The sequence below is a fragment of the Enterococcus sp. DIV0970a genome, assembly GCF_051711265.1.
Taxonomy (GTDB): Bacteria; Bacillota; Bacilli; order Lactobacillales; family Enterococcaceae; genus Enterococcus_D; species Enterococcus_D casseliflavus.
On the sequence record NZ_JBIOMF010000001.1, the window covers coordinates 2,858,070 to 2,881,727 of the forward strand.

A 23,658-nucleotide genomic window follows, 5' to 3' on the forward strand; every position below is an offset into this window, starting at 1 on the left:
ATTTGCTCCTCCTTTATTGAAATTGGCTCAGAATAAATTGAACGGCTTTTTCAGGATCTCTCGTTAATCCGATATATTCTGCTCCTTTTGTCGCAACCAGCTTGATTCCTAAGCGATCGGTATCTTCTTTGATATCATCATAGTAAGAATTGACTTGCGGTGCTAAGACCACCATATCAAAATCCTTCAGCATTTCGTAATGAGAACCATAAGCACCCGCCATTGCACTGATCGGTGCTTTCGATTCAGATGCACCTTCTTTTAAAGCATTAGCTAACATCGCACTTGTCCCTGCTCCAGCACAAAGCACCAACACATTGATTTCTTTATTTGTATCGCTGATAATTTGTCTCGCTGCCACAGGTACTTCCTCACGTATAGCAGCAGAAGCACCTTCTTCGGTTGCGATCACTTCCGCTTTTTGTGCTTCTTGCTCTACTAAAACAGCATCGTATGCTTTACAAAATGGTAGATAGATCAGGAAGTCAACGACGATTAGAACCGCTGCTAAAACAAAGGCTAACACCCCCATGCCTGTTCCTAGAACCAAACCGATCGGTGCCGGAGTTGCCCAAGGTAAAACGTACATAAAACTGTTCATGCCTAGCACATCGACAAAAAACTTAAACAAGCAAACGTTTACAACTGGTGTTAACAAAAACGGAATGAAAAAATAAGGATTCAAAATCATGGGTGCTGCAAACAACAATGGTTCATTGACAGCAAAACTTACTGGAATAAAGGAAGCTTTCCCGACTGCCTTCAATTGTTTAGACTTAGCAAAGAGTAAGAAGATAAAAGGAACGACCAATGTGGCCCCAGTTCCTCCCATAGTTCCTACAAAATTTCCTAAACCGACTGTCAGTACTTTTGAAGCTTGCTCACCGGAATTGAACAATTGCAGATTGGTTTCCACATTGGCATAGATAATTGCTGCAATTGCTGGTTCCACGATCGACGGTCCATGAACACCGACAAACCAAAATAGCGCCATCGCTCCCCAGATAATAGCGATTCCTAAATAACCGTCGGCTGCTGTGAATAATGGCTGCAGCACAGTAATGATTGCTTCTGCAAATGAGATTTGGAAAATTTGCCGAATACCTAAATCAATTAAAACGGCCGCAAATACTGAAAAAGAGAAAGGAAAAATATCTCGGAAGGTTTGCGAAATCGTACCAGGAACTTCTTTAGGCATCTTAATGGTAATATCTTTCAGCACACAAAACTTATATAAATTAACTGTTAAAAATACAGCGACAAAGGACGCCAAAAGCCCCTTTGTCCCCATGTATTCCGTTGAAAATCCGCCTTCGATTGGAGAGACGCTTAACAACAGGAAACTTACCACAGAAGCCAGCATCACAGAAGTCGTGTTGATTACTTTGTTTTTCGGTAAGCGGCGATTCATCGAATCAGCCAAGCAGCGAGCAGTGGTTGCTGAAACAAGTAACCCTACAACCCCCATCGAATAATTATAGACTTTCCACAACCAAGTGGAGACAGCTTCAGGCCATTGGTAACCAAAAATCTCAGGAACCGCAGCAATCAAAATGAATATGCTTGAGAATAAAATAGCCGGCATCGCTGTTAAAAATCCGTCACGAACGGCTCCCAGATAACTATTGCGTGAGATTTTTTCAAAAAACGGTTTCCCTTTTTCGATTTGTTTAATGATTCCATCCATAGCGTTCTTCTCCTATCCTTGATTCTGCTTGTACAGTGCAATAAAGTCTTGAATCAGATCTCTCAGCAACAAAGTGGTCATTAAATGATCCTGTCCATGGATAAAAATGAATCCCATCTCCATCTCTTTTCCCGATGCTTCTTCCGCTAAAATTTTCGTTTGCGAATTGTGTGCAAGGGTTAAATTTTCGTCGGCTTCTTTCAGTGCTGAATCAACATGCTCAAAGTTCCCTTGTCTTACTTCTTTCAATAATTTCAATAATGTACTGCGAGCGTCCCCTGAATAAGCAACGATCTCAAAACCAAGCATTTGTAATTCCTCTTTATTCATCTTTTCTTCCTCCATTATTACTTATTAAATAATCGTTTTGGTTTCACTAACTAATTTGTACCAGTATGCTGACTCTTTCGGGTAACGCTTCTGGGTTTCAAAATCAACATAAAACAAGCCATACCTTTTGTTATACCCATTTGTCCATGAGAAAAGATCCATAAGCGACCACAAAAAATATCCCTTCACATTTACCCCAGCTGTTATCGCCTTGCTTAAGGATTCCAAATAGACTCTCAAATAGTCGATTCTCGGCTGATCCATAATGATGCCATCTTCAAACTGGTCTTTATACCCCATGCCGTTTTCAGTGATATAGATTTTGTTGTAATGCGGGTAATCGCTTTTAATTCGCAACAACAAGTCATAAAGCCCTTCTGGATAAATCAGCCAGTCCCAATCTGTTCGAGGAATTCCTTCTTTATAAATGCGTTCTCCGATCCCCTTCACTTTATAAACAGAGGTCCCTTTTTCACCCGTGCCATTATGATGGATCGCGTTTTCTCCATCGTAAGCTTTGACAAAATGGCATTGGTAGTGATTGATCCCTAAATAGTCATTACGCGTGGAGGCTTTTTTCAATTCGACAAAATCTTCTTCAGGAAAATGATAGCTGGCCTGATTTGCTTCACATATCTCATCAAGAGCAGTCAAGGTTTCAGTTGAATAATAGCCTAAATAAGTAGCATCTAATAAGAAGCGGATCGACAATGCATCGTCTAAAAAGGCTGCATGCTTATCTTCTGGAGCATCTGTTGCCGCATATTTCGTCTCCAATGAGTGAACGACACCGATTTCGCCTGGAAGTTCGTTTTCTTTGAAATAGTTCACTACACGTGCATGGGCAACCATCATATTATGAAGACAGGCGATGATTTTTGTAAAATCATATTTGATTCCTGGCGGGAAAACGCCTAACAAATATTGATTGGTCGCAACAGGATAGATTTCATTAAAGGTACTCCACACTTTCACTTCTTTGAATTCATGAAAACAAAAAATGGCATAGGAAACGAATGCTTCTATTGTTTCTCGATTCAAAAAATCTCCCTGGTCAAACAAACGTTTAGGGGTATCAAAATGATGCAATGTCACAAACGGCGTTACGTTTCTTTTCGCACATTCTTCGAACACACGATGATAAAAAGCGATTCCTTCTGGGTTCGGTTCCCCATCACCATCAGGAAAAATTCGACTCCATGCAATGGATAATCTTAGCCCATTCACACCAAATCGTTCACACAATTCAATATCCTTTGCATATTGATGATAAAAATCACTTGCCGGATCGGGACTGAATCTACCCTGTTCCTCTAAAAAATCATCCCAAGCAACAGCGCCTTTGCCGCCTTCCTTAGTGGCTCCTTCAACCTGATAGGCTGCTGTGGCTCCACCAAAAATAAAATCTTCTGGTAATTTAAGCATGTACATCTCTCCTCAAATCTATAATCAGTTTCCACACTTTCTAACTGATTGAATTGTAATCGCATCCAAAACATTTGTCAACAAAAACAAACATAAATAATCACAAAAATCGAAAAAAATGATAAAAACCATTGAAATAAACATGTATCACGCAAATAATTGTTTGTTTTTGTTTGAAACAGATTGACTGTTATCCGATTATATGGTAGATTATCCTTAAATTAGAGGTGAAGACGATGCTGAAAAAAGAAAGATTGTTTACTATCGTAGAAATGGTCAATAAAAAAGGAATCCTTACCGTTAATGAAATCATCAATCAATTAGATGTTTCTGATATGACCGTTCGCAGAGATTTAGATGAATTAGAAAAATCGGGCAAGCTGCTACGTGTCCATGGAGGGGCGCAAAGTCTTTCCTACACTTTAGATCAAGAACTTTCTCACACCGAAAAAGCCACTCTGCAGATTCAAGAAAAAAAAGAAATTGCTGCCGCAGCAGCCTCCTCAATTCAAGAAGGCGAAACAATTTTTTTAGGACCAGGTACAACAATCGAACTTTTGGCGACCCATTTACTGAACAAGAAAATTCGGATTATTACAAACAATTACCCGGTTTTTGATATTCTTGCGCAAGCAGATGGACCAGAAATTTTACTAATTGGTGGTGATTTCCGTAAAAATACCGGCGCATTTGTTGGACCAATCACCAACGACAATTTAAGAAGACTAAAGTTTACAAAAGCATTTATCAGTTCAAATGGCGTTCACAACGAAGCAATTTCTACTTACAGTACAGAAGAAGGAGAAGCGCAGCAGATCGCATTAAATAATTCTCGCAAGAAATATCTGCTCGTTGATAACAAAAAGTTCAATCGCGATGATTTTTATGTGTTTTATAATTTACATGATTTCGATTTACTCATTACGGATCGCCAGATCTCGCGAGAGGTTCAAGAGCACTATGCACAATATGTCGATCTGCAAATTGCTGATTCAACCGAAAATACCACTATAGGAGCGTAACTATGAAAGGGATTATTTTTGATTTCAACGGAACAATGTTTTTGGACTCTCATCTACATGAAGCTGCTTGGCTGCACATGATTCATGATCATACAAAAGATGGTTTATCAGATGAGGATATTTTAAAAAATATCCATGGTCGAACGAATACGGAGATTTTAAAACATTTCATTTCAGAACATTTGACCGCCTCTGAGATCGCCGTATTGTCAGAAGAAAAAGAAAGCTATTATCGTATGCTTTGCTTGCAAAATAAGAACGATCTCCAATTGACAAAGGGGCTTGAAGCGACTCTTGATCAGCTGACTGACCAGCAGATTCCATTAACGATCGCCACCGCTACTGTTAAAGAGAATGTTGCTTTTTATTTTGATACTTTCGATTTAGCTCGCTGGTTTGATTGGGATAAGATCGTCTATGACGATGGCTCTTTTCCTGGAAAACCGCAACCGGATATTTTTCTTAAAGCGGCTGGCAAATTGGGCTTAGCTCCTGCAGATTGTCTTGTTATCGAAGATGCTTATTCAGGTTTGCTTGCTGCCAAGCGTGCTGGGATTGGAACAATTATCGCAATTGATCCATTCGGTAAGAATAAATCAGTATTTGAACAGGCACAGCTAAATAAAGATGGAACCATCAAAGATTTTACTGATTTTTGGACAGAGCACCTGTCAAAAGTTTTCGTTAAATCATAATATTCCATACAAAAAGCGGCTCAACCAAGAAATCTTGATTGAGCCACTTTGTTATTATTTGTTTCCATTTTCTAATTCCGACGGTTGTTATTACCGAATAAAATAATCAAACGTAAGAGCTGCAATAAGGTTGCTACGGCAGCTGCGACATACGTCAACGCTGCGGCAAAGAGCACTCTTCTTGCTTGTGGTACTTCATCTTCTGTTAACAAGCCACCATCTGCCAAAATACGGATCGCCCGTTTTGAGGCATCGAACTCGACTGGCAAGGTCACTAATTGGAAAATAAACGCCAATGAGAAAGCCAACAAGCCTAAGTTGATCAGAAACGATCCTCGTAATAGGACCCCAATCAAAATCAATGGGATCGAGATGCTGGTTCCGATATTAGCGATCGGTACGATCGCATGACGCAAACGCAAAGGAAAATAACCTTTGGCATCTTGGACTGCGTGTCCACACTCATGGGCCGCAACACCGATTGCTGCTACCGAAGTTGATTGTGCAGTGGATTGCGATAAACTCAGCATTTTGTTGCCAGAATTGTAATTATCCGTCAAATCACCAGCGATCGCTTGCACACCCACATTATTGATTCCTTGGCTTTGCAAGATGTACTGCGCCGCTTTTGTGCCGGTAATATTATTTTTACTTCTGACTTTGTCATATTTGTTAAAGGTACTTTTGACGTACGCTGACGCTGCTAGCGAAATCACCATACCGATAATTACAAGAATGAAAGTCGGGTCATAAAAAAAGCCGAACCCGTATCCGCCCATACCATACACGATAAAATTCCCCCTTTTAATCTTTGACCTTATTTTACCATTAAAGTGGTGAAAAAATTATGAAGATGACTGGAAGATTTTGTTTTTAACCTTTTTTTACAAATTCTGATTTTAGTTTCATTGCGCCGAAGCCATCGATCTTGCAATCAATGTTGTGGTCGCCTTCGACTAATTTGATGTTTTTCACTTTCGTTCCTTGTTTGATGGCGCCAGATGCGCCTTTGACTTTCAAGTCTTTGATGACCGTTACTGTATCGCCATCGACTAAAATATTGCCGTTGGCATCTTTATATACGGGTGCTTCTTCCATCGCTTGTTGCTCTTGCCATTCGTTTCCGCATTCAGGACAAACAAACAGCCCACGGTCTTCATAAGCGTATTCAGATTGGCAATTTGGACAGTTAGGAATTTGAGTCATAGTGTTGCTCCTTTAAAATATAATTTTCGCTGTAAAAAAACAACTCACCATCAGCATACCGAAAAACCATTAGAGGTGCAACCAAAAATCAGTGACCTGTAAGTAAAAAAAATCGCTTCTGTAGAGTAATAACAGAAGCGATAACTCAAGTGTATTCGAAAAGGAACTACAAAGCGTTGGATATTATTTTGAGAAATGATTCGCACAAGCATCGCCGACCCACTGGATGATTTGTACCAGAAGAATCAGCAGGAGAATCACCACAATCAAAATCGCCGTTTCATAGCGATAATAACCATACTGAATTGCTAAATCGCCAATGCCGCCTGCGCCAATTGTTCCCACCATCGCTGAGTAGCCTAAAAGACTGATCAAAGTTAGCACAAATCCACGAATCAAAGCTGGCAGACTTTCTGGTAAAATCACTTCGCGAACGATCTGTCCCGTCGATGCTCCAGAAGCGACGCTGGCTTCAAGGACGCCATAGTCGATTTCGGCAAATGCGGATTCAGCGATTCGGGCGTAAAAAGGAATCGCGGCAATCGATAAAGCAATCGCACCACCCGCTGGGGTATAAGGATCACCGATCAGCATCGCTGATAACGGAATCAGCGTAATCAATAAGATCAAAAATGGCAGCGAACGGATTGCATTGACGACAAAATCGGCCAGATGATGCAAGAAAATATTTTTATGAAAAAGGTTACTGCCGACTAAAAACAGGACTAATCCAATTAATAAGCCGAAAACTACTCCTATAATTGCTGAGGTCCCCACCATAAAGAATGTTTCCCATAGTGCTTGAGGCAGGTTTGTTTTTAAAATCTCAATCGTTTCAGCCATTTTTCTCACCTATCTTTCTTAGAGAAAAGACGTTCGCAGCTAAGTGTTCTTGGGCTTTTGCTGCTTCTTCGGCAGGTCCCGTCAAATAGATATACAAAATACCGATCACATCTTTTTTGATATACTCAATTTTCCCATGGATGATATTGATCGACACATCGTAGGCTTTCGCTACAGTCGAAATCAGCGGTTCTAACGTATACTCACCTTGGTAGCGCAATTCCAGCAAGTCACCTTGCGTGAAAGATGCTAGAATCTCTTCAGGAAGCGTCAGATCCAAGTAGCGGCCTACCAGTTTTTTCGTAATAGGCTGTTTAGGCTGACTGAACAAGCCATAGGTCGTTTGTTCTTCAACGATGCGCCCCTTTTCCATCACTGCCACCCGATCAAAAAACTTACGGGCAACATCCAATTCATGAGTGATAAAGACGATGGTGATGCCTGTCTGTTCCTTGATTCGGATCAATAATTTCAAAATTTCTTCAGTCGTTTCAACATCTAACGCACTGGTAGCTTCGTCACACAACAAAATCTCAGGTTCGTTGGCAATCGCTCGTGCAATGCCGATTCGTTGCTTTTCTCCCCCAGACAAATTATTCGGATACTCGTGAATTTTGTGAGGCAGATCCACCATTTCCAACAGTTCCTTGATCCTCGCTTCTTGCTGATCTTTCGGATAATCACCAGCGCGCAAAGCAAAGGCTAAATTTTCCTTGATGGTTCGATTATGGATCAGATTGAAATGCTGAAAGATCATCCCGATTTTTTGTCGTACTTCACGCAAGTGTTTGCCTTTGGCTTGCGTGATGTCTTGACCATCAATCAGAATTTGACCGCTAGAGGGCACCTGCAGTAGATTCAACGTACGAACCAAGGTACTTTTCCCAGCCCCGCTCAATCCGACGATCCCGTATACTTCTCCAGCTTGAACGGAAAAATCAACGGAATCCACTGCTTTTTTGATTTGTTTTTTATGAGTGAATGTCACTGATACTTGTTTTACTTCTATTTTTGCCATAAGATATGCCCTTCTTACTCAGTCCAAAATTTCGGTTGATCAAAGTTGCTGAACGGTGATTCGGCAATCGCTTCTTTAAATGCATCACTTTCTAATACTTCCGTAACTGCCTTAGCAAAATCACTGTCTTCTTCTTCGGTGGACACCACAAAGACATTTTTATATTCTTCTTTCAACGACTCCAACGCCAAAGCATCTGCAGGATCAAGAGAAGCTGCCCAAGCGAAGTTTCCTGGTACTAAAGCTAAATCGACTGTATCTAACGAACGAGCCAATTGGGCTGCGTCTAATTCTTTAAATGTCAGATTCTTCGGATTTTCTTCGATATCATTCACCGTTGCCTTCGTTTCGTCGATATTGTCTGCGATGGTGATCAACTCATTGGCAGCTAACAGTTGCAAGGTCCGAGCTAAATTTGAGGCATCATTGGCAATCGAAACAGTCGCCCCGTCTGCTAACTCATCCAAGCTGGACAGTTGCTTCGAATAGATGCCCATTCCCAATGTTGGCACTTTTTGTAATGCCGTAAGAGATAACTGGTTATCTGCCGAAAATTTTTCTAGATAGGCCGTATGCTGAAACAAATTGGCATCGATTTGGCCATTCGCCAAGGCATTGTTCGGCTGAATATAATCATTAAACACTTTGGTCGTTAGTTGATACCCTTTTTCTTCCAGTAATGGAGAGATCATCTCTGTCACCATATCGCCATATGGTCCTGGTGCCACTCCAACGACTTTTTCTTCCACTGCATCTACACTGTTTTCAGCAGACTGTGTATCCTCTGTGCTGCTAGTATTGCCACAAGCTGCCAATGTAATTAAGACAGCAGCAGCAACTAACCCAACGATTCCCTTTTTCAACTGTTTCATTTTTTAGTTCCCCCTTTTTATAATAAAAAAACGTCCTTTCTCCATCATAGAGAAAGGACGAAACAACCATGTTCGTGGTACCACCTTTAATTCATTGGCACAAGCTGCCAACCTTATCAGTTTATCAACTGCTTTGCTGTAACGGGCAATCCCGCTGCACGCTTGCTTTTGCTCACGTCCAAACGCTCCAAGGCCATCTTCAGTCAAACGGCTGTGCTCTTTCTCACCAATCCGAGCTCTCTGATCCAATCGAAACTGACTTACTCTTCTTATCATCGCGTGTTTTTAAGTTGTGTTTAACTATACGATAGCCTCAAATGAATGTCAATTCTTTTTTTCACGAAAATATCATCTTTTTGCAATAATTTTCACAGTGTTTACAGAGCCAAATTCTCATCTAAAATCAAGCCTTCAGATACCATAACCGCATCGCCGATCAATTCTAATGCGCCCTGATCAACATCAACTTCTACCGTTAACTCGCCACCCAACACGTGCAGCAAGACATTCGCTGCCGATTGCTGGTGACGTTTGGTCACGACATACGCAGTGGCACCAGAACCTGTGCCGCACGCATAGGTAAAACCTTCCACCCCTCGTTCATACGTGCGAACGATCAGATCACCCTTGTCATCTTCTTCATAGAAATTGACATTCGCCCCTTTGGGAAAAACCTCCCAATAGCGTATCTCTTTGGCAAGTTCAGCCAGCTGTTCCAACTCAGTTTCTGCCAGACCAGGATAGTGAACCACCGCATGAGGGATTCCTGGATCACCCAATTCCACATAGTCCACGAATGAAACCATTGGATTCGGGTACGCTTGATCAAATGTAGTCACGGTGGGTGGATTCAAGGTTACTTTGTAGTGTTTTGCCGACAAGCGCCATGCGGGGACATCGCCAGCAACTGTTTCGATGGTCATCTGCTCGCCAGCAATTCCCTTCTCAAAGGCATAACGGGCAATACAGCGAGCGCCGTTGCCGCACATTTCTGCTTCGGTCCCATCAGCATTGTAAAACCGCATCCGAAAATCAGCGGTTCCTGTGGGAAAATCCACAGCCATGACTGCATCCGCGCCAACAGAAAATTTCCGATGGCAAACCTGAGCAGCAAATTGCGACAGTTGTTCATGGGAGAATTTCAATGTGCGGTTATCGATTACGATAAAATCATTTCCTGCACCTTGCATTTTTGTATAAGGAATCGTCATGTTGTCACCTGCTTTTCAAAATTTTACTTGCTGGAAGCTCCCTCTTTTAGAAACGAAGGAACCACTTCATTTTGCAGCATTTGCTCGTAGGACTGGCGTTTAACGGCTAATTCCGCTTGGCCGTTTTCCACAAAGACGACTGCAGGAATCTGTAAATTATTGTAGCTGCTGGCCATCGAATAGCCATAAGCTCCTGTTGCGAACGTAGCAAACAGATCCCCAGTTTCAACGGGCGGTAATGCAAGGTCTTTTACTAAGATGTCCGTGCTCTCACAAGCTTTGCCAGAAATGGTGATCTTTTGTGTCGCAGCTTCGGAAGCGCGGTTGGCTAAGATCCCAGTGTAAGTTGCCTGATAAAGACCCGGACGAATATTGTCTGTCATGCCACCGTCAATGCTGGCGTATGTTCTGATTCCCGGCAATGTCTTGATACTGCCGATGGTGTGCAAACTGATACCTGCTTCTGCGACGATACTGCGCCCAGGTTCAATAACGATGGTCGGACGTTCGCTCTGGTGCTGCGCATAAAAGGCGTCGATTTTTTCCATCACAGGATCTAAAAAGTAGCTGTAGGGTTGGCGAATATCTGCATCTGTGTATCGAACGCCAAAGCCGCCGCCAACATTTAGTTCTTTGATCCAATAATCAAAGCGTTCATGAATGGTTTGGACAAGGGCCAAAGCCGCATCAACTGCCGCTAGATGTGAGCGATTGTCCGACAATTGACTGCCGACATGAAAATGCAGGCCATAGAAATCCAATTCAGGTGCTTGAATCACTTCTTCCACTAACGGAAATAAGATTTCTTCATCTAAAGGAATCCCGAATTTCGAATCTTTTTGTCCGGTCGAGATAAATTGATGGGTGCTGACCGAAACCTCGGGTGTGATGCGCAACAAAATTTTAGCAACGACTTGCTTTTCTTGACATAACGCGCGGATCAAGCCGACTTCTTGAATGCCATCAACGATGATCCGTCCTACGCCATAATCAAGGGCGGCTGCTAATTCTTCAATCGATTTATTATTGCCGTTAAACTCGATGTGTTCTGCTGGAAAATCAGCTTGGATCGCTGTATACAGTTCTCCACCGCTAACCACGTCTAATGAGAGTCCTTCTGACTTGATCACTTGCAGCATTGCTGTGGTGCAGAAAGCTTTAGCGGCATAGGCTGCCCGTGTCTTGCTGTAGCGCGTCAAAAACTGCGCCTGAATCTTTTGGCATTCTTCGCGAATTTCCGAAACGGAATACACGTAAAGGGGGGTTCCGAAGGTTTTTGCCAGCTCAACGGTATCACAACCGTCAATGTATAAGTGATTGTTCTTGATTTCTTTTGCCATCGCTTTACTCCTTGTCTGTTGGCTCGTTCAACGCCTCGATCAAACGAACGTAGCATTCGATGCCTTGCAATAGATTTTTTTCGTCAAAATTCATTTTGCTGCTGTGTAAAGGGTGGACATAGCCTTTTTCTTCATTTCGGGTACCCACAAAGAAAAAGACACCTGGGATCTCCTTTTGGTACATCGAAAAATCCTCTGCCAACATATATGGTGGTGTTTCTCGGTAGCTCTCCCCGACCACTTTTTCCAACACTTCCACCATCTCAGGATCATTGTCCACGACACGATAAAGATGTTCGAATTCGACATCTGCCGTGCAATCATATCCTTTGGCGATTTCTTGTGCGACGGTGGTGATTCTGCGCGTCATCGTTTCATAGACTTCATCTTCAAACGCCCGCATCGTTCCTTTTAAAACGACCTTACCGGGAATGATATTTTCCGCATCTCCCCCATGGATCTTCCCAAAAGTGATGACCCCAGCAGAAAGCGGGCTGATATTGCGTGAAATGATCGAATGCAATCCTTGAATAATCGCAGCCGCGGCTAAAATTGCATCATGTCCTTGATGAGGCTGGGCACCATGGGCACTCGTGCCGTTGATCGTTAGATTGATCTCGCCGTTACGGGCCATCATCGGACCTTTCCGGCTCGCAATGACTCCTTCGGGAAAGTCTGGGAAGACATGCAGCCCCACGATTTTTTCCACGCCAAAATCTCGTAAGATGCCTTCATCGATCATCAATTGAGCGCCACCGGGGCTTTCCTCGGCTGGTTGGAAAATCAAAACGATCGTTCCACGAATCACTTCAGGATGTGTTGCCAAATATTTAGCGAACCCTAGCATCGTTGCCATATGGCCGTCATGACCGCAGGCATGCATTTTCCCTTCATGTTTGGAAACAAAGGAAACACCTGTCTCTTCTTTGATCGGTAGTGCATCGATATCCGTTCGAAAGGCCAGCGTCTTTCCTGGGCGATCGCTGCGAAAGACCGCAATCAAGCCGGTTTCAATCACTGGATAGATTTCTTTGATCCCAAAGGATTGCAACTGACGCAGCAAGTATTCCTTTGTTTTGAACTCAGTTAACCCTAATTCAGGGATTGTATGTAATTCACGACGAAAACGAACCACGTCTTCGGTTAATTCTTTGACTGCTTGCGATACTTGCATGTTAAAACACCTTTCTATTCATTCCTTTTAAAAATATCCATAAAAACCAACGAATATTCAGTTTTTCATTGATATTGTTTAATATTATAGTATATAATTCGAATAATCTATAGTATAAATTGTCGAAATGTTTCGATTTTTATTGAAAAATTTACCCCTCGTTTTGGTACACTTATACGTAGAGTTACGAAAAATAAATTGGTTGAAAGGATGTGTCGTAGTTTGACAATATTCAAAGGTTCTGGCGTTGCGTTGATCACCCCTATGCTTCAAGATGGTTCGGTGGATTTCGATAAGCTGAAGGAGTTAGCGGAGTGGCATGTGCAGCAAGGAACGAATGCAATCATTGCATGCGGTACGACCGGTGAAGCATCCACGTTAGACGATGAAGAACATATCGCGGTGATCGAAGCGGTGGTAAAACAAGTTGCTGGTCGAATCCCCGTCATCGGCGGAACAGGCTCCAACAACACCCAACATGGGATCCATCTTTCAAAAGAAGCACAGCGCGTTGGTGCTGACGCATTATTGGTTGTAACACCCTATTACAACAAAGCGACCAAGAAAAGTTTAGTCGCTCACTATGAAGCAATCTGTCAAAGCGTTGAGCTGCCAGTGATCTTATACTCCGTCAGCTCAAGAACCGGCTTAAATTTAACACCTGAAGCTGTGGCAGAACTGAAAAAAATCCCTAATATCAAAGGCATCAAAGAAGCCAGCGGCGACATTTCGCAAATCGCAGAAATCGCTCGTCTTGCGGATGATGACTTTGCGATCTATTCAGGAAATGACGATCAAGTAACCCCAATTCTAGCTTTAGGTGGCTCTGGCGTGATTTCAACGATCGGCAATATCGCTCCGAAACAAACGGCACAACTCGTTGCTGATTTCTTAAATGGTGATGTAAAAGCCGCCATCAAAGAGCAATTGCGACAAAAACCGTTGATCGATGCGATTTTCAGTGAAGTAAATCCTGTGCCGATCAAAGCAGCGGTCTCCTTGCTAGGCAAATGCGAATTGCATTATCGTTTGCCTTTGGGTGTCCCAGAAGATGCGACCCTCGTTCATTTAGAAGAAGAAATGACCAATTACGGATTGCTGTAAGGAGGAGTTTTTGGTGAAACAGATTTTATTAAGCGGTGCAAACGGTCGTATGGGCAAAGTGTTGCAAAGCCTGATCGCAAAGCACCCTCAGTTAGAAGTGGCCGCCGGATTGGATCGTACCGAGCAATTAGATGGTCCCTTTCCAATCTATGATCGTCCAGAAAAAATCACGCAGCCGATCGATTTGGTGATTGATTTTTCTCATTATAGCAATGTCCCTGCCTTATTGAACTATTGTGTCGAACAGCAGCTGCCTATCGTGGTTGCTACAACTGGTTTGACGGAAGACACGCAGATGATGCTGCCGTTGGCTGCTAAAGTGATCCCAGTTTTTTATTCTGCCAATATGTCGTTGGGGATCAATGTACTGATCAAAGCACTACAAAGTATCACCCCCGCATTAGAAGCTGACTTTGACATTGAGATCATCGAAAAGCATCATAATCAAAAACTCGATGCACCAAGTGGTACAGCTTTGCTGTTGGCAGATAGTATCAATGACAGCTGCGAAACGAAAAAAGAGTATCTCTACGGGCGTGAAGGCAGTGATCTAGTAAATGACCGCAAGCAGATGGGCATCCATGCCGTTCGCGGCGGAACGATCCCTGGAGAACACATTGTCATCTACGCTGGGCAGGATGAAATCATTGAATTAAAACACACAGCGCTCTCCCGCGAAATCTTCGCCAATGGTGCGCTAAAAGCAGCGGAATTTTTAGCCGACCAACCAGCTGGTTTTTATTCCATGCAAAATCTAATCGACAAGTAAAGGTGGTCTCTCATGACAGAATTACAATTTTCCGATCCTTATCAATTAGCAAAATACATCAAAGAAGCAAATAAACAAACACCTGTAAAAGTCTATATCAATGGAGATCTTAGTAACGTCCAAGCAGATGGCATCCAATTGTTTGGTAACGGCACTTTCTATTTCGTGGTTGGTGACAGTCAAAAAGTGGCTGAGTTTTTAACCGTGCACCAAGACAAAATCACCGATCACTATCTGGAAAATGATCGCCGCAACTCAGCGATCCCTTTGCTGGACTTGACGAAAGTCGATGCCCGTATCGAACCAGGTGCCTTTATCCGTGACCAAGCCATCATTGAAAAAAATGCCGTTATCATGATGGGGGCCGTGATCAACATTGGTGCCGTCGTTGGTGAAGAAACCATGATCGACATGGGTGCGATTTTAGGCGCCCGAGCAACCGTTGGAAAAAAAGCCCATATTGGCGCTGGTGCTGTCTTGGCTGGCGTTCTTGAGCCACCTTCAGCAAGCCCAGTCATCATTGAAGACAATGTTTTGATCGGTGCAAATGCCGTCGTCCTTGAAGGCGTCCGTGTCGGCGAAGGTGCAGTCGTCGCTGCCGGTTCTGTGGTGACTGAAGATGTCCCTGCTGGCGCAGTCGTTGCTGGCTCACCAGCCAAAGTCATCAAAATGAAAGACGAGAAAACGAAAAGCAAAACCGAATTTTTAGACGATCTACGGGGCTAAACCGCGCTTTTCTCAAATATAAACATAAAAACGCAGTGCGGGTTCAGTGATGAGCCTGCGCTGCGTTTTGTCTAAAAAAGGGCGTGCCGAAAGCTTTTGGCACGCCCTTTTTCTATTGGCAAATGTTCTTGTAAAAGTGTTTATTCTGCTTGAAATTCTTTGATCGCTGCTTGGATCTCTTGATAGATTAGGGCAACTTCTTCAAGGTCTTTTGCGTTTGCTCCACTGGCAAGGGGATGTCCGCCGCCATGATGGCGTTTGGCGATCTCATTGATCACTGGACCTTTCGAACGCATCCGCACCCGATAATAGCCTTCTGGTTGTTCGACAAAGATCGCCCAAGCCATCACTTCGTCGATTTTCCCTGGTAAGGAAACGACTGCTGAGGTTTCCGAATCCACTACGCCAAAACGCTGCTGCAAATCTTGTGATAGGATCACTTTGCCAGCACCAATCTCATCGATCTCGATGTTTTCGTAGACATACCCTGAAAGGCGAGCAACACTGCGAGAGACTTGATCCAATTGCCGATTGATCTTCGGTGCATCAAAACCGTAATCCAATAGTTCAGCCGCTAAGCGCAGCGTTGTCGCTGTCGTTGCCGGATATAAAAACCGTCCAGTATCACCAACGATGCCCGCATACAGCAGACGAGCCGCTTCTTGTGTCATCGTCAGCTCGTTTTGAAACATTTGCCAAAACGAAACGATCATCTCACTACAGCTGCTGGCTTTCGTATTGACCCAGACCAGCTCTCCGTAAGGCTCATCATTAGGGTGATGATCGATTTTGATCAATTTCGCCCCTTGATCATAGCGTTGGTCACTGACCCGTGGTGCATTGGCCGTATCTGTAACGATCACCAACGCTCCTTTATACAAATCATCAGGGATCGTCTGCATCAGCGCCAAGTAATCCAATCCTTCAACGGGTCCGCCGACTTGATAGATTTCTTTTTCGGGAAAACTAGCTCGTAAAATTTCTGCCAAGCCCACTTGTGATCCTAATGCATCTGGATCAGGGCGTTGGTGCCGATGGATAATGATTCGGTCGAATGCTTTGATTGTTGCAAGTATTTCTTCTTGTACCTTCATGAATGGTCTCAACTTTCTCTCTAAAATTTTTCCATAAGTGCCGTTTTCGATGATTTATGGACGTTCCATTACTTGGCATACCACGATCGCTTTTGCTACTAAGGAATTTTCGATCGATACTTCGATATCGATTTTCGCCGAACGTCGCCCCAGTTCTAGAATCTTCGGTTGAATGATGATCTCGCTTTCTAATTGGATCAAACGGAAGTAATGCAGATTGACTTGCTCGATCCAACTATTGCGCCGTTGATTCAACTGCATGGTACGTTTTGCCGTATTCGCGATCACTTCACTCAAGACACCAAAAGAGATCGTTCCGACTTCATTGACCATTTGAGGCGTCACCGCAAAGCTGAAATGCGGCTGCGGCAATTTGTTCCCTTCAAAATCTTGTTCGATGACTTGCATCTGTCCCGAGATTTGGTCTGAAATCGTATCTGAAATTTGTGTTTGTCGTTGGACCATCTGCATCGCTTTCATGATGTCTTGGCGTGTAACGATCCCAATCAAAGAAAGGTCATCTGCTACGACGGGCATCACTTCTAAGCCATCCCAAATCATCTGATGGCTGGCAGAGGCCACACTCATCTCTTTTTTTACGACCCGTGGTTCCCGGGTCATGATTCGTTCGATGATCTGCGTGTCAGGCTTTTCTAGGACATCTTTGGCTGTGATGATCCCAACGACCCGCATATTCTTGTTGACGACTGGATAGCGGGAGTGGTTGGTAGACTCCGAAAGCAGTTTGTAATCCTTGACCGTATCAAAGGTGTGCAGATACTTGGTTTTTTCCAATGGCATATAAATGTCACTCACCAGCATGATGTCCTTTTTGATCAGCTGGTCGCTCAAGGCACGGTTGATCATCGTTGCCACGGTAAAGGTGTCATAGGTCGTTTGTAAAATCGGCAGCTCCAATTCGTCTGCTAAGCGACAGATTTCCTCTGAGGTTTCAAAGCCCCCCGTGATCAAGACGGCTGCGCCATCTTCCAATGCCAACTTGTGGACTTCGTTACGGTTTCCGACGATCACTAAGGAACCAGGCGTGATGTAGCGTTCCATTGCCGATTCCTTCATGGCGCCGATAACAAATTTGTTCAAGTCTTTGTCTAATCCGGCTGCGCCGCCCAAAACATCGCCTTCAATGATTTGGACGACTTCGCCAAAAGTTAGTTTTTCAATGTGTTTCTTTAGTTTCCGTTCAATCCGAATGGTTCCCACACGTTGGATCGTTGAAACCAAGCCGATATTTTCCGCATCTTTGATCGCCCGATAGGCTGTTCCTTCACTGACATTCAAGTCTTTTGCGATTCCCCGCACCGAGATGCGATCGCCTACAGGCAGATTCTCGATATGCGCTAAAATCAAGTCGTGTTTTGTCGCCATAATTATCCCCTATTCCTACTACGAATCTTCCTGTTGCTTAAACTTCTAATGTCTCACCGACTGCAAGGATCTGGCCCACACCTGCCGGCAATAAATTCACGAAGGTTTGCGGATCTTGCTTGATCATTGGAAACGTATTGTAATGGATCGGTACTACTTTGCTCGCGTTTAAAAGCGCCGCTGCTGTTGCAGCATCTTGAACGCCCATCGTAAAATTATCCCCGATCGGTAAAAACGCCACATCGATGTCGAAACGTTCACCGATCATCGCCATATCGCTAAAGAGGGCAGTATCGCCAGCGTGGTAGATGGTTTTGCCTTCTGCTTCTAAAATGATCCCCACTGGATTGCCCATATAGATCATCGTTCCGTCTTCTTCAAGACCAGAGCTGTGTTTCGCTTCCACCATTGAGATTTTGCCAAACGGAAACTCAAAAGAGCCTCCCATATTCATGCCATGCGTCTCAGCAACGCCTTTGCGGGCTGCATAGCGGCAAATTTCAACGACACTGATCACTGGTGCTTCATTTCTTTTGGCGATCGGCACCATGTCCCCAATATGATCGCTATGACCATGCGTGATCAAAAGCCAATCGGTTTCCACTGTGTCTGCATCCAAATCAGTCAGAGCATTTCCAGTAATAAAAGGGTCAAACAACAATTTTTGGCCATCCGCTAATTGGATAGCAAGCACCGAGTGTCCGTGATACGTAAGTTTCATACAACATTCCCCTTTCCATCTAAGTAATACAGTCTAATATTTTTCATTATAACAGATAACGCCAGAAATCCAAAAGCACAAATTCTGGCAGCTTTATTACATCCGTCCTTTTTCTGGTTCTTGTCAAGAAAAACAAAAAAACTGTTCTACCCTTTCTGAATAAGGAATAGAACAGTTCGACCTGATGACTTCAAGCGATCATAGCGTTTTCTTACGTCCGCCTTGTTTATAGATGCGCCAGACTGTTAAGAATAACGCCGTGATACAAAGAAGGAACGCCCCAAAGAAGGTGATTTTCATGCCATAGGCAAAAATATCTGCCCGACCTGCGATATAGGTCGTCACATGCTTCCCATAGGCTTGACTCATTGCGGCATAAAGAATCGTCGTTGCTAAGGATATCCCTAAGACCATGCCCAAGTTACGGGCAAAGGAATTTAGACTACCTGCCACCCCAAGATTTTCTTTGGTGACGCTGCTCATCACCATCGTATTGTTGGGGGATTGGAACAACGAATTGCCTAACCCCATGATGGCAGTAGCGACGACATAGTACCAAATCGGCGTATGCTGATTCATAAACATATACATCAGCTGAGTGATGGACAGCAACGCTAAGCCAGCTAAGACCAAGATCTCCGGTCCTACACGGTCGGTCAAATAGCCGCTAAGTGGTGAACCGATGACCATCATCAAAGGAAAGACCATCATCAGCATTCCTGCCACGCTCGGCGTTAAGCCTCGGGCACTTTGCAAGTAAAAGGGAATCACGACATTGACAAAAAAGTTTGCAGAAAAGATCAGCAACGCCGTGATCAGGCTCATGGTGAAAATTTTATTACGAAAGATCCCAAAGGTAATCAGCGGTTTGCTCACACGCGCTTCTACTCGCAAAAAGACGATGAATGCCACTAAGGCGATCCCCACCAACAGCAGCGGCAGCCACGTTAGAAAGCCACGCTCTTGTCCAAGAAAAATGCCGCCGAAGAAGCTGATAATTGCAATTGAAAACAGCACAAACCCGGTTTTATCGATGGAATCATGACTCATGGTGATATCTTTTGGCAACACCTTTTCTCCAGCAATCATTGTCAGAATACCGACTGGAACATTGATCCAAAAAATAAACGGCCAAGAAAAATGCGCCAAAATCACTCCGCCTAATCCAGGACCGGCGATGGATCCTAACGAAACAAAGGCACCAATCATCCCTAAGGCACGTCCTCGTTCACTCATAGGAAAAACTTCAGTAATGATTCCGGTATTTGTCGCCATCGTCATGCTGGCTCCGATCGCTTGCACGACTCGGGCAAATAGCAGAAATGCTAAGGAATGATTAAACCCGCATAACAGCGAACCGATAATAAAGATCAGCATCCCCAAGCGGAATACTTTGATCTTGCCCCAACTATCCCCTACCTTACCGAATAACAAAAGGCAGGCACAAACGATCATCAAGTAGACGGATACGACCCACTCCGCTTGATTCATAGGGACACCCATATCTGCCGAGATCGTCGGCAAAGCGATATTTACGATACTCCCATCCAGTGTTGACATAAAGGTAAACATCGAAACAGCAATGAGAATCCACCACTTTCTCTGTTGTACTATGGGATTTTCTTGATAACTATTCACAAATCGACCATCCTCTCTTTGCTTGTTTTGTTCCTCTAGTCTTAGGGGGACAACTTTGTATTATTGATCGAAATCCATTCGCCGTCAATCCTTATCTGCTCATCACGACCAAAATAAGGGTCATTTTGTAAAAAAAACGCCACCTGTTTTCTTACATAAAAAAAAGACAAAAGCTTCGGTGAAAAGAAATCGGCCGTCAAACGGCTATTCTTTCACCTGCTTTTGTCAGTAGGTCAAAACGAATTATTTACGGTTGCGATTTCTTTGGCTTGATTCCATGATGACCGGCAAGATGACGGGACGGCGTTTGGTTTGTTCAAACAAGAAACGACTCAAACGATCACGGATATCTTGTTTCAATTTGCTCCATTCAAACTCTTCATCATGAAGGTGTTTTTCTACGATTTCTTCCACGATCTCGCCACTTTCACGAATCAGATCGCGACTGGCTTTCACGTAGACGAATCCACGAGAAGTGATTTGTGGTGCAGAAATAATTTTCTTTTCACGACGATTGATCGTCACTACCGCAACGAAGATTCCGTCTTCAGATAAGACTTTGCGGTCTCGCAAGACAATATTCCCAATGTCACCGACACCGATCCCATCGATCATGACGTTTTCAGCTGGGACCGCACCTGCGGCAAGCATTTCGCCTTTTTTGTACTCTAACACATCTCCACGAGCAGTAATGAAGATATTTTTCATCGGAATCCCGACTTCTTGCGCCAAGTCCACATGGGCGGCTAATTGGCGGTACTCGCCTTGAATAGGGATAAAGTACTTCGGTTTCATCATATTCAACATCAGCTGCAGATCATTCGGGTTGGCATGACCAGAAACACGGAAATTATCCGAGATCTGTTTTACGGTACCGCCAGCGCGATAGATGATATCTTCCGTTTTCGCAACCACAGTTTCCATTGCCGTTGTCGGCGTCGTTGTGATGTAAACAAGATCTCCTTCTTTGATGCGCAGCGTCCGGTGAGAGCCGTTGGCCATTTTTTGCAACGCTTTGATTGGTTCACCCATACGACCTGTTTCTAAAATCAGCAACTGTTCGTCTGAGTATTTTTTCATTTCTTTTTGGGTGATCAGCAAGTCTTCGGCAGGTAATTTTAATTTCCCTAACTTCATGGCCGTTTTGATGATCCGACCAAAATCTTGCCCGGTCAAAACGACTTTGCGATCAGAACGAAACGCCGCATCTAATACTTGTTGCACCCGTTGCAAATTGCTGGCAACACTAGCAACGATGATTCGACCTTCCCAATAACGGATATTGTCGTAAACTTCATCTTGGATCGTCAATTCAGAAGCGATCGGCGTTGGATTTTCGGCATTTGAAGAGGTGCTTAGCAATGCTAAGACGCCTTCTTTTCCAATTTCCGCTAAGCGGCCAAAATCGGTTTGATACATAGGGATCGCTGTTTGGTCAAACTTGAAATCTCCTGTATAAACGATATTGCCAGCTTCTGTTTTGACGCTGATCCCAACAGAATCAGGGATAGAATGGGTCGTACGGAAAAAGCTGATGGTCGCATGACCAAAGTCGATCTCCGAATGTTCATCGATCACATGAAAATCTTTGAAGCGCTTGGTAGCTTCATTTTTATTCACGGTCAATTTTGCTAGTTCGATCGTTAACTCGGTCCCAAAGACTGGTACTTGGATATTCTCCAAGAAATAAGGCAATGCACCAATCGCATCTGCATGCCCATGGGTCAAGAAGACACCCGCCACACGGTCGGCATTTTCTTCTAAATATGTGAAGTCTGGAATCACTGTATCGATCCCTAATAATTCATTTTCTGGATAACGGACACCGCAATCCAGCACAAATATATCCTCGCCAACTTCAGCAATGTACATGTTCTTTCCGTTTTCGCGTACACCGCCAAGAGGAATGATTTTTATCGTTTCCACTTTTATTCACCTCTTAATTTTTTTCTACTGTATTATTTCCCAAGCATAAGCCGTCCCTATTATTATACAACAAAAAAAAGAAAAGCGTGGCATTCACCACACTTTTCTGAAAAACTTATGGTTTACACATGAACTAATCCTTGCTGATGCAGGCTTTCGGCGATTTGAACGGAGTTCCATGCCGCACCTTTCAGCAAATTATCAGAAACGACCCATAAATGCAAGCCGTTTTCGACATCCAAATCTTTGCGAATCCGACCAACAAAGGTTTCTGTTTTGTCCACACTGGTCAAAGCTTGCGGGTACACTTGTTGACTTGGATCATCTTGCAAGACGGCTCCTGGCGCTTCGCTGATCCACTGTCTGACTTCCTCAACACTAGCATGGTCTTTGGTCTCGATATAAATCGACTCTGAATGACCGCTAAACACAGGGATCCGAACACACGTAGCTGCTACTTTGATCTGCGTATCTTCCATGATCTTCTTCGTTTCATTGATCATTTTCCACTCTTCGTAAGTATAATCCTCTTCGGCGAAAACATCGATTTGCGGCAAGGCGTTAAACGCGATCGGGTAGTGCTTCTTGTCGCTGCCTGCTGGTAAAATCTCAGGGTTTAGTTCATCAGCGGCTTTGCCAGCTAATAATTCTTGAGATTCACGAGTCAATTCAGCCAAGGCTTGGGCGCCAGCACCTGAAACTGCTTGATACGTTGAAACCAAGACCCTCGATAAACCGACTTTTTGACGAATTGGTTCTAACGCCACCATCATTTGAATCGTTGAACAATTCGGATTGGCAATGATTCCTTTATGTTGCGCTAATGCATGAGGATTCACCTCAGGAACGACTAGAGGAACATTCGGGTCCATCCGAAAATGACTGGTATTGTCGATCACGACTGCACCGTGTTTGACTGCTTCTGGAGCAAATTGTTTTGAAATGCCGCCACCGGCACTGAACAATGCAATATCGACGCCTGCAAAGGAATCTGTGGTCAGCTCTTGAATAACGAGCGGTTCATTTTTGAACACAAGGGTCTTCCCAGCAGAACGTTTGGATGCCAACAACGTTATTTTTTTGATCGGCAACGTGGTCTTCTCCAACATCTCAATCATTTTTGTTCCTACTGCGCCGGTAGCCCCGACAACTGCTACGTGATACCCTGTACTCATCAAATCACTCCTCGAATAAAAATACATTTTTACTAGTTTATCATATCTTGTAAAAAAGAAAAGACCTTTCGTGGAAAGAAGCGCAAAAAGAAGGTTATACTGTCTAAATTTTTAATCTTTTTACCCTTTGCAGAAAAAATCTACCTATATTTAAGGGTTATCATTTGTCACATTCAGGTGTTATAGGATATAATACCGACAGAAGGAATTTTGGGGAAGATTCTTTCCAACGTGCATGGGGAAATTAAAAATACCCAAAACATTGAATGAGGCAAGAATTGCATATGCAATTCTTG

Annotated in this window: 22 protein-coding genes and 1 other annotated feature; of the genes, 5 read left to right on the forward strand and 17 right to left on the reverse strand. The window is 43.6% G+C overall.

Annotation, left to right across the window (positions count from 1 at the left end; genetic code table 11):
- Positions 1-13: 13 nt before the first annotated feature.
- Genes IGK14_RS13830 through lacG form a run of 3 tightly spaced genes read right to left on the reverse strand, consistent with a single transcriptional unit; the run spans position 14 to position 3,442 of the window.
- Entirely contained in the window at positions 14-1,687 is a 1,674-nt protein-coding gene (locus IGK14_RS13830) for a PTS lactose transporter subunit IIBC (protein WP_438712492.1), read from the reverse strand.
- Positions 1,688-1,699: 12 nt separating this feature from the next.
- A complete protein-coding gene (locus IGK14_RS13835; protein WP_010749967.1) occupies positions 1,700-2,017 on the reverse strand; it encodes a PTS lactose/cellobiose transporter subunit IIA in 318 nt (105 codons plus the stop codon).
- A gap of 24 nt (positions 2,018-2,041) precedes the next feature.
- Positions 2,042-3,442 carry a 6-phospho-beta-galactosidase gene (gene lacG / locus IGK14_RS13840; protein ID WP_010749968.1) on the reverse strand — a complete coding sequence of 467 codons (1,401 nt, stop codon included), beginning with the start codon at positions 3,440-3,442 and terminating at the stop codon, positions 2,042-2,044.
- A gap of 236 nt (positions 3,443-3,678) precedes the next feature.
- Here lacG and IGK14_RS13845 point away from each other — a divergent pair, with 236 nt between their 5' ends.
- Positions 3,679-4,464: a DeoR/GlpR family DNA-binding transcription regulator gene (locus IGK14_RS13845; RefSeq protein ID WP_010749969.1), complete on the forward strand. Its 786-nt coding sequence runs from the start codon at positions 3,679-3,681 to the stop codon at positions 4,462-4,464.
- Positions 4,465-4,466: 2 nt separating this feature from the next.
- Positions 4,467-5,159: an HAD family hydrolase gene (locus IGK14_RS13850; RefSeq protein ID WP_010749970.1), complete on the forward strand. Its 693-nt coding sequence runs from the start codon at positions 4,467-4,469 to the stop codon at positions 5,157-5,159.
- A gap of 71 nt (positions 5,160-5,230) precedes the next feature.
- On the opposite strand, the gene IGK14_RS13855 is transcribed toward IGK14_RS13850, so the two are convergent.
- The 8 genes from IGK14_RS13855 to IGK14_RS13890 all read right to left on the reverse strand — a co-directional run bounded on the left by IGK14_RS13855 (position 5,231) and on the right by IGK14_RS13890 (position 12,823).
- A complete protein-coding gene (locus IGK14_RS13855) occupies positions 5,231-5,938 on the reverse strand; it encodes a zinc metallopeptidase (RefSeq protein ID WP_005228270.1) in 708 nt (235 codons plus the stop codon).
- A gap of 94 nt (positions 5,939-6,032) precedes the next feature.
- Positions 6,033-6,365 (reverse strand): zinc ribbon domain-containing protein YjdM, encoded by a 333-nt coding sequence (locus IGK14_RS13860; RefSeq protein WP_010749972.1) that lies wholly within the window; start codon positions 6,363-6,365, stop codon positions 6,033-6,035.
- Positions 6,366-6,548: 183 nt separating this feature from the next.
- Positions 6,549-7,208 carry a methionine ABC transporter permease gene (locus IGK14_RS13865; RefSeq protein WP_010749973.1) on the reverse strand — a complete coding sequence of 220 codons (660 nt, stop codon included), beginning with the start codon at positions 7,206-7,208 and terminating at the stop codon, positions 6,549-6,551.
- Complete coding sequence (locus IGK14_RS13870) at positions 7,201-8,226, reverse strand: methionine ABC transporter ATP-binding protein (RefSeq protein WP_010749974.1); 1,026 nt, start codon at positions 8,224-8,226, stop codon at positions 7,201-7,203. Before IGK14_RS13870 ends, IGK14_RS13865 begins: the two co-directional genes overlap by 8 nt.
- 14 nt (positions 8,227-8,240) lie before the next feature.
- Positions 8,241-9,098, reverse strand: coding sequence for a MetQ/NlpA family ABC transporter substrate-binding protein (locus IGK14_RS13875; protein ID WP_010749975.1), 858 nt, complete (start codon positions 9,096-9,098; stop codon positions 8,241-8,243).
- Between the two features lie 50 nt (positions 9,099-9,148).
- Positions 9,149-9,383 (reverse strand) — a binding site (T-box leader).
- 92 nt (positions 9,384-9,475) lie between these two features.
- A complete protein-coding gene (gene dapF, locus IGK14_RS13880) occupies positions 9,476-10,309 on the reverse strand; it encodes a diaminopimelate epimerase (protein ID WP_010749976.1) in 834 nt (277 codons plus the stop codon).
- 23 nt (positions 10,310-10,332) lie between these two features.
- Entirely contained in the window at positions 10,333-11,649 is a 1,317-nt protein-coding gene (gene lysA, locus IGK14_RS13885; protein ID WP_010749977.1) for a diaminopimelate decarboxylase, read from the reverse strand.
- Positions 11,650-11,653: 4 nt separating this feature from the next.
- Positions 11,654-12,823 carry a M20 metallopeptidase family protein gene (locus tag IGK14_RS13890; RefSeq protein ID WP_005228259.1) on the reverse strand — a complete coding sequence of 390 codons (1,170 nt, stop codon included), beginning with the start codon at positions 12,821-12,823 and terminating at the stop codon, positions 11,654-11,656.
- Positions 12,824-13,045: 222 nt separating this feature from the next.
- Here IGK14_RS13890 and dapA point away from each other — a divergent pair, with 222 nt between their 5' ends.
- Genes dapA through dapD form a run of 3 tightly spaced genes read left to right on the forward strand, consistent with a single transcriptional unit; the run spans position 13,046 to position 15,422 of the window.
- Complete coding sequence (gene dapA / locus IGK14_RS13895; RefSeq protein ID WP_008380503.1) at positions 13,046-13,927, forward strand: 4-hydroxy-tetrahydrodipicolinate synthase; 882 nt, start codon at positions 13,046-13,048, stop codon at positions 13,925-13,927.
- 13 nt (positions 13,928-13,940) lie between these two features.
- Positions 13,941-14,696: a 4-hydroxy-tetrahydrodipicolinate reductase gene (gene dapB, locus IGK14_RS13900; RefSeq protein ID WP_005233953.1), complete on the forward strand. Its 756-nt coding sequence runs from the start codon at positions 13,941-13,943 to the stop codon at positions 14,694-14,696.
- A 12-nt stretch (positions 14,697-14,708) separates the two neighbouring features.
- Positions 14,709-15,422 (forward strand): 2,3,4,5-tetrahydropyridine-2,6-dicarboxylate N-acetyltransferase, encoded by a 714-nt coding sequence (gene dapD / locus IGK14_RS13905; protein ID WP_010749978.1) that lies wholly within the window; start codon positions 14,709-14,711, stop codon positions 15,420-15,422.
- Positions 15,423-15,562: 140 nt separating this feature from the next.
- Here the strand turns inward: dapD and IGK14_RS13910 are convergent, their stop codons facing one another.
- The 6 genes from IGK14_RS13910 to IGK14_RS13935 form a co-directional block, all read right to left on the reverse strand.
- Positions 15,563-16,516, reverse strand: a complete 954-nt coding sequence (locus tag IGK14_RS13910; protein WP_010749979.1) for a DHH family phosphoesterase — start codon at positions 16,514-16,516, stop codon at positions 15,563-15,565.
- Between the two features lie 54 nt (positions 16,517-16,570).
- A complete protein-coding gene (locus tag IGK14_RS13915) occupies positions 16,571-17,902 on the reverse strand; it encodes a DRTGG domain-containing protein (RefSeq protein ID WP_005228249.1) in 1,332 nt (443 codons plus the stop codon).
- A gap of 37 nt (positions 17,903-17,939) precedes the next feature.
- Positions 17,940-18,623: a metal-dependent hydrolase gene (locus IGK14_RS13920; RefSeq protein ID WP_005228247.1), complete on the reverse strand. Its 684-nt coding sequence runs from the start codon at positions 18,621-18,623 to the stop codon at positions 17,940-17,942.
- Between the two features lie 198 nt (positions 18,624-18,821).
- On the reverse strand, positions 18,822-20,261 hold the full coding sequence (locus IGK14_RS13925; protein WP_010749980.1) for an MFS transporter: 1,440 nt from the start codon (positions 20,259-20,261) through the stop codon (positions 18,822-18,824).
- 243 nt (positions 20,262-20,504) lie between these two features.
- The gene (locus IGK14_RS13930; RefSeq protein WP_010749981.1) at positions 20,505-22,187 is read right to left on the reverse strand and encodes a ribonuclease J; all 1,683 of its coding nucleotides are present in this window, start codon (positions 22,185-22,187) and stop codon (positions 20,505-20,507) included.
- Between the two features lie 122 nt (positions 22,188-22,309).
- On the reverse strand, positions 22,310-23,362 hold the full coding sequence (locus IGK14_RS13935; RefSeq protein WP_010749982.1) for an aspartate-semialdehyde dehydrogenase: 1,053 nt from the start codon (positions 23,360-23,362) through the stop codon (positions 22,310-22,312).
- Positions 23,363-23,658: the final 296 nt, after the last annotated feature.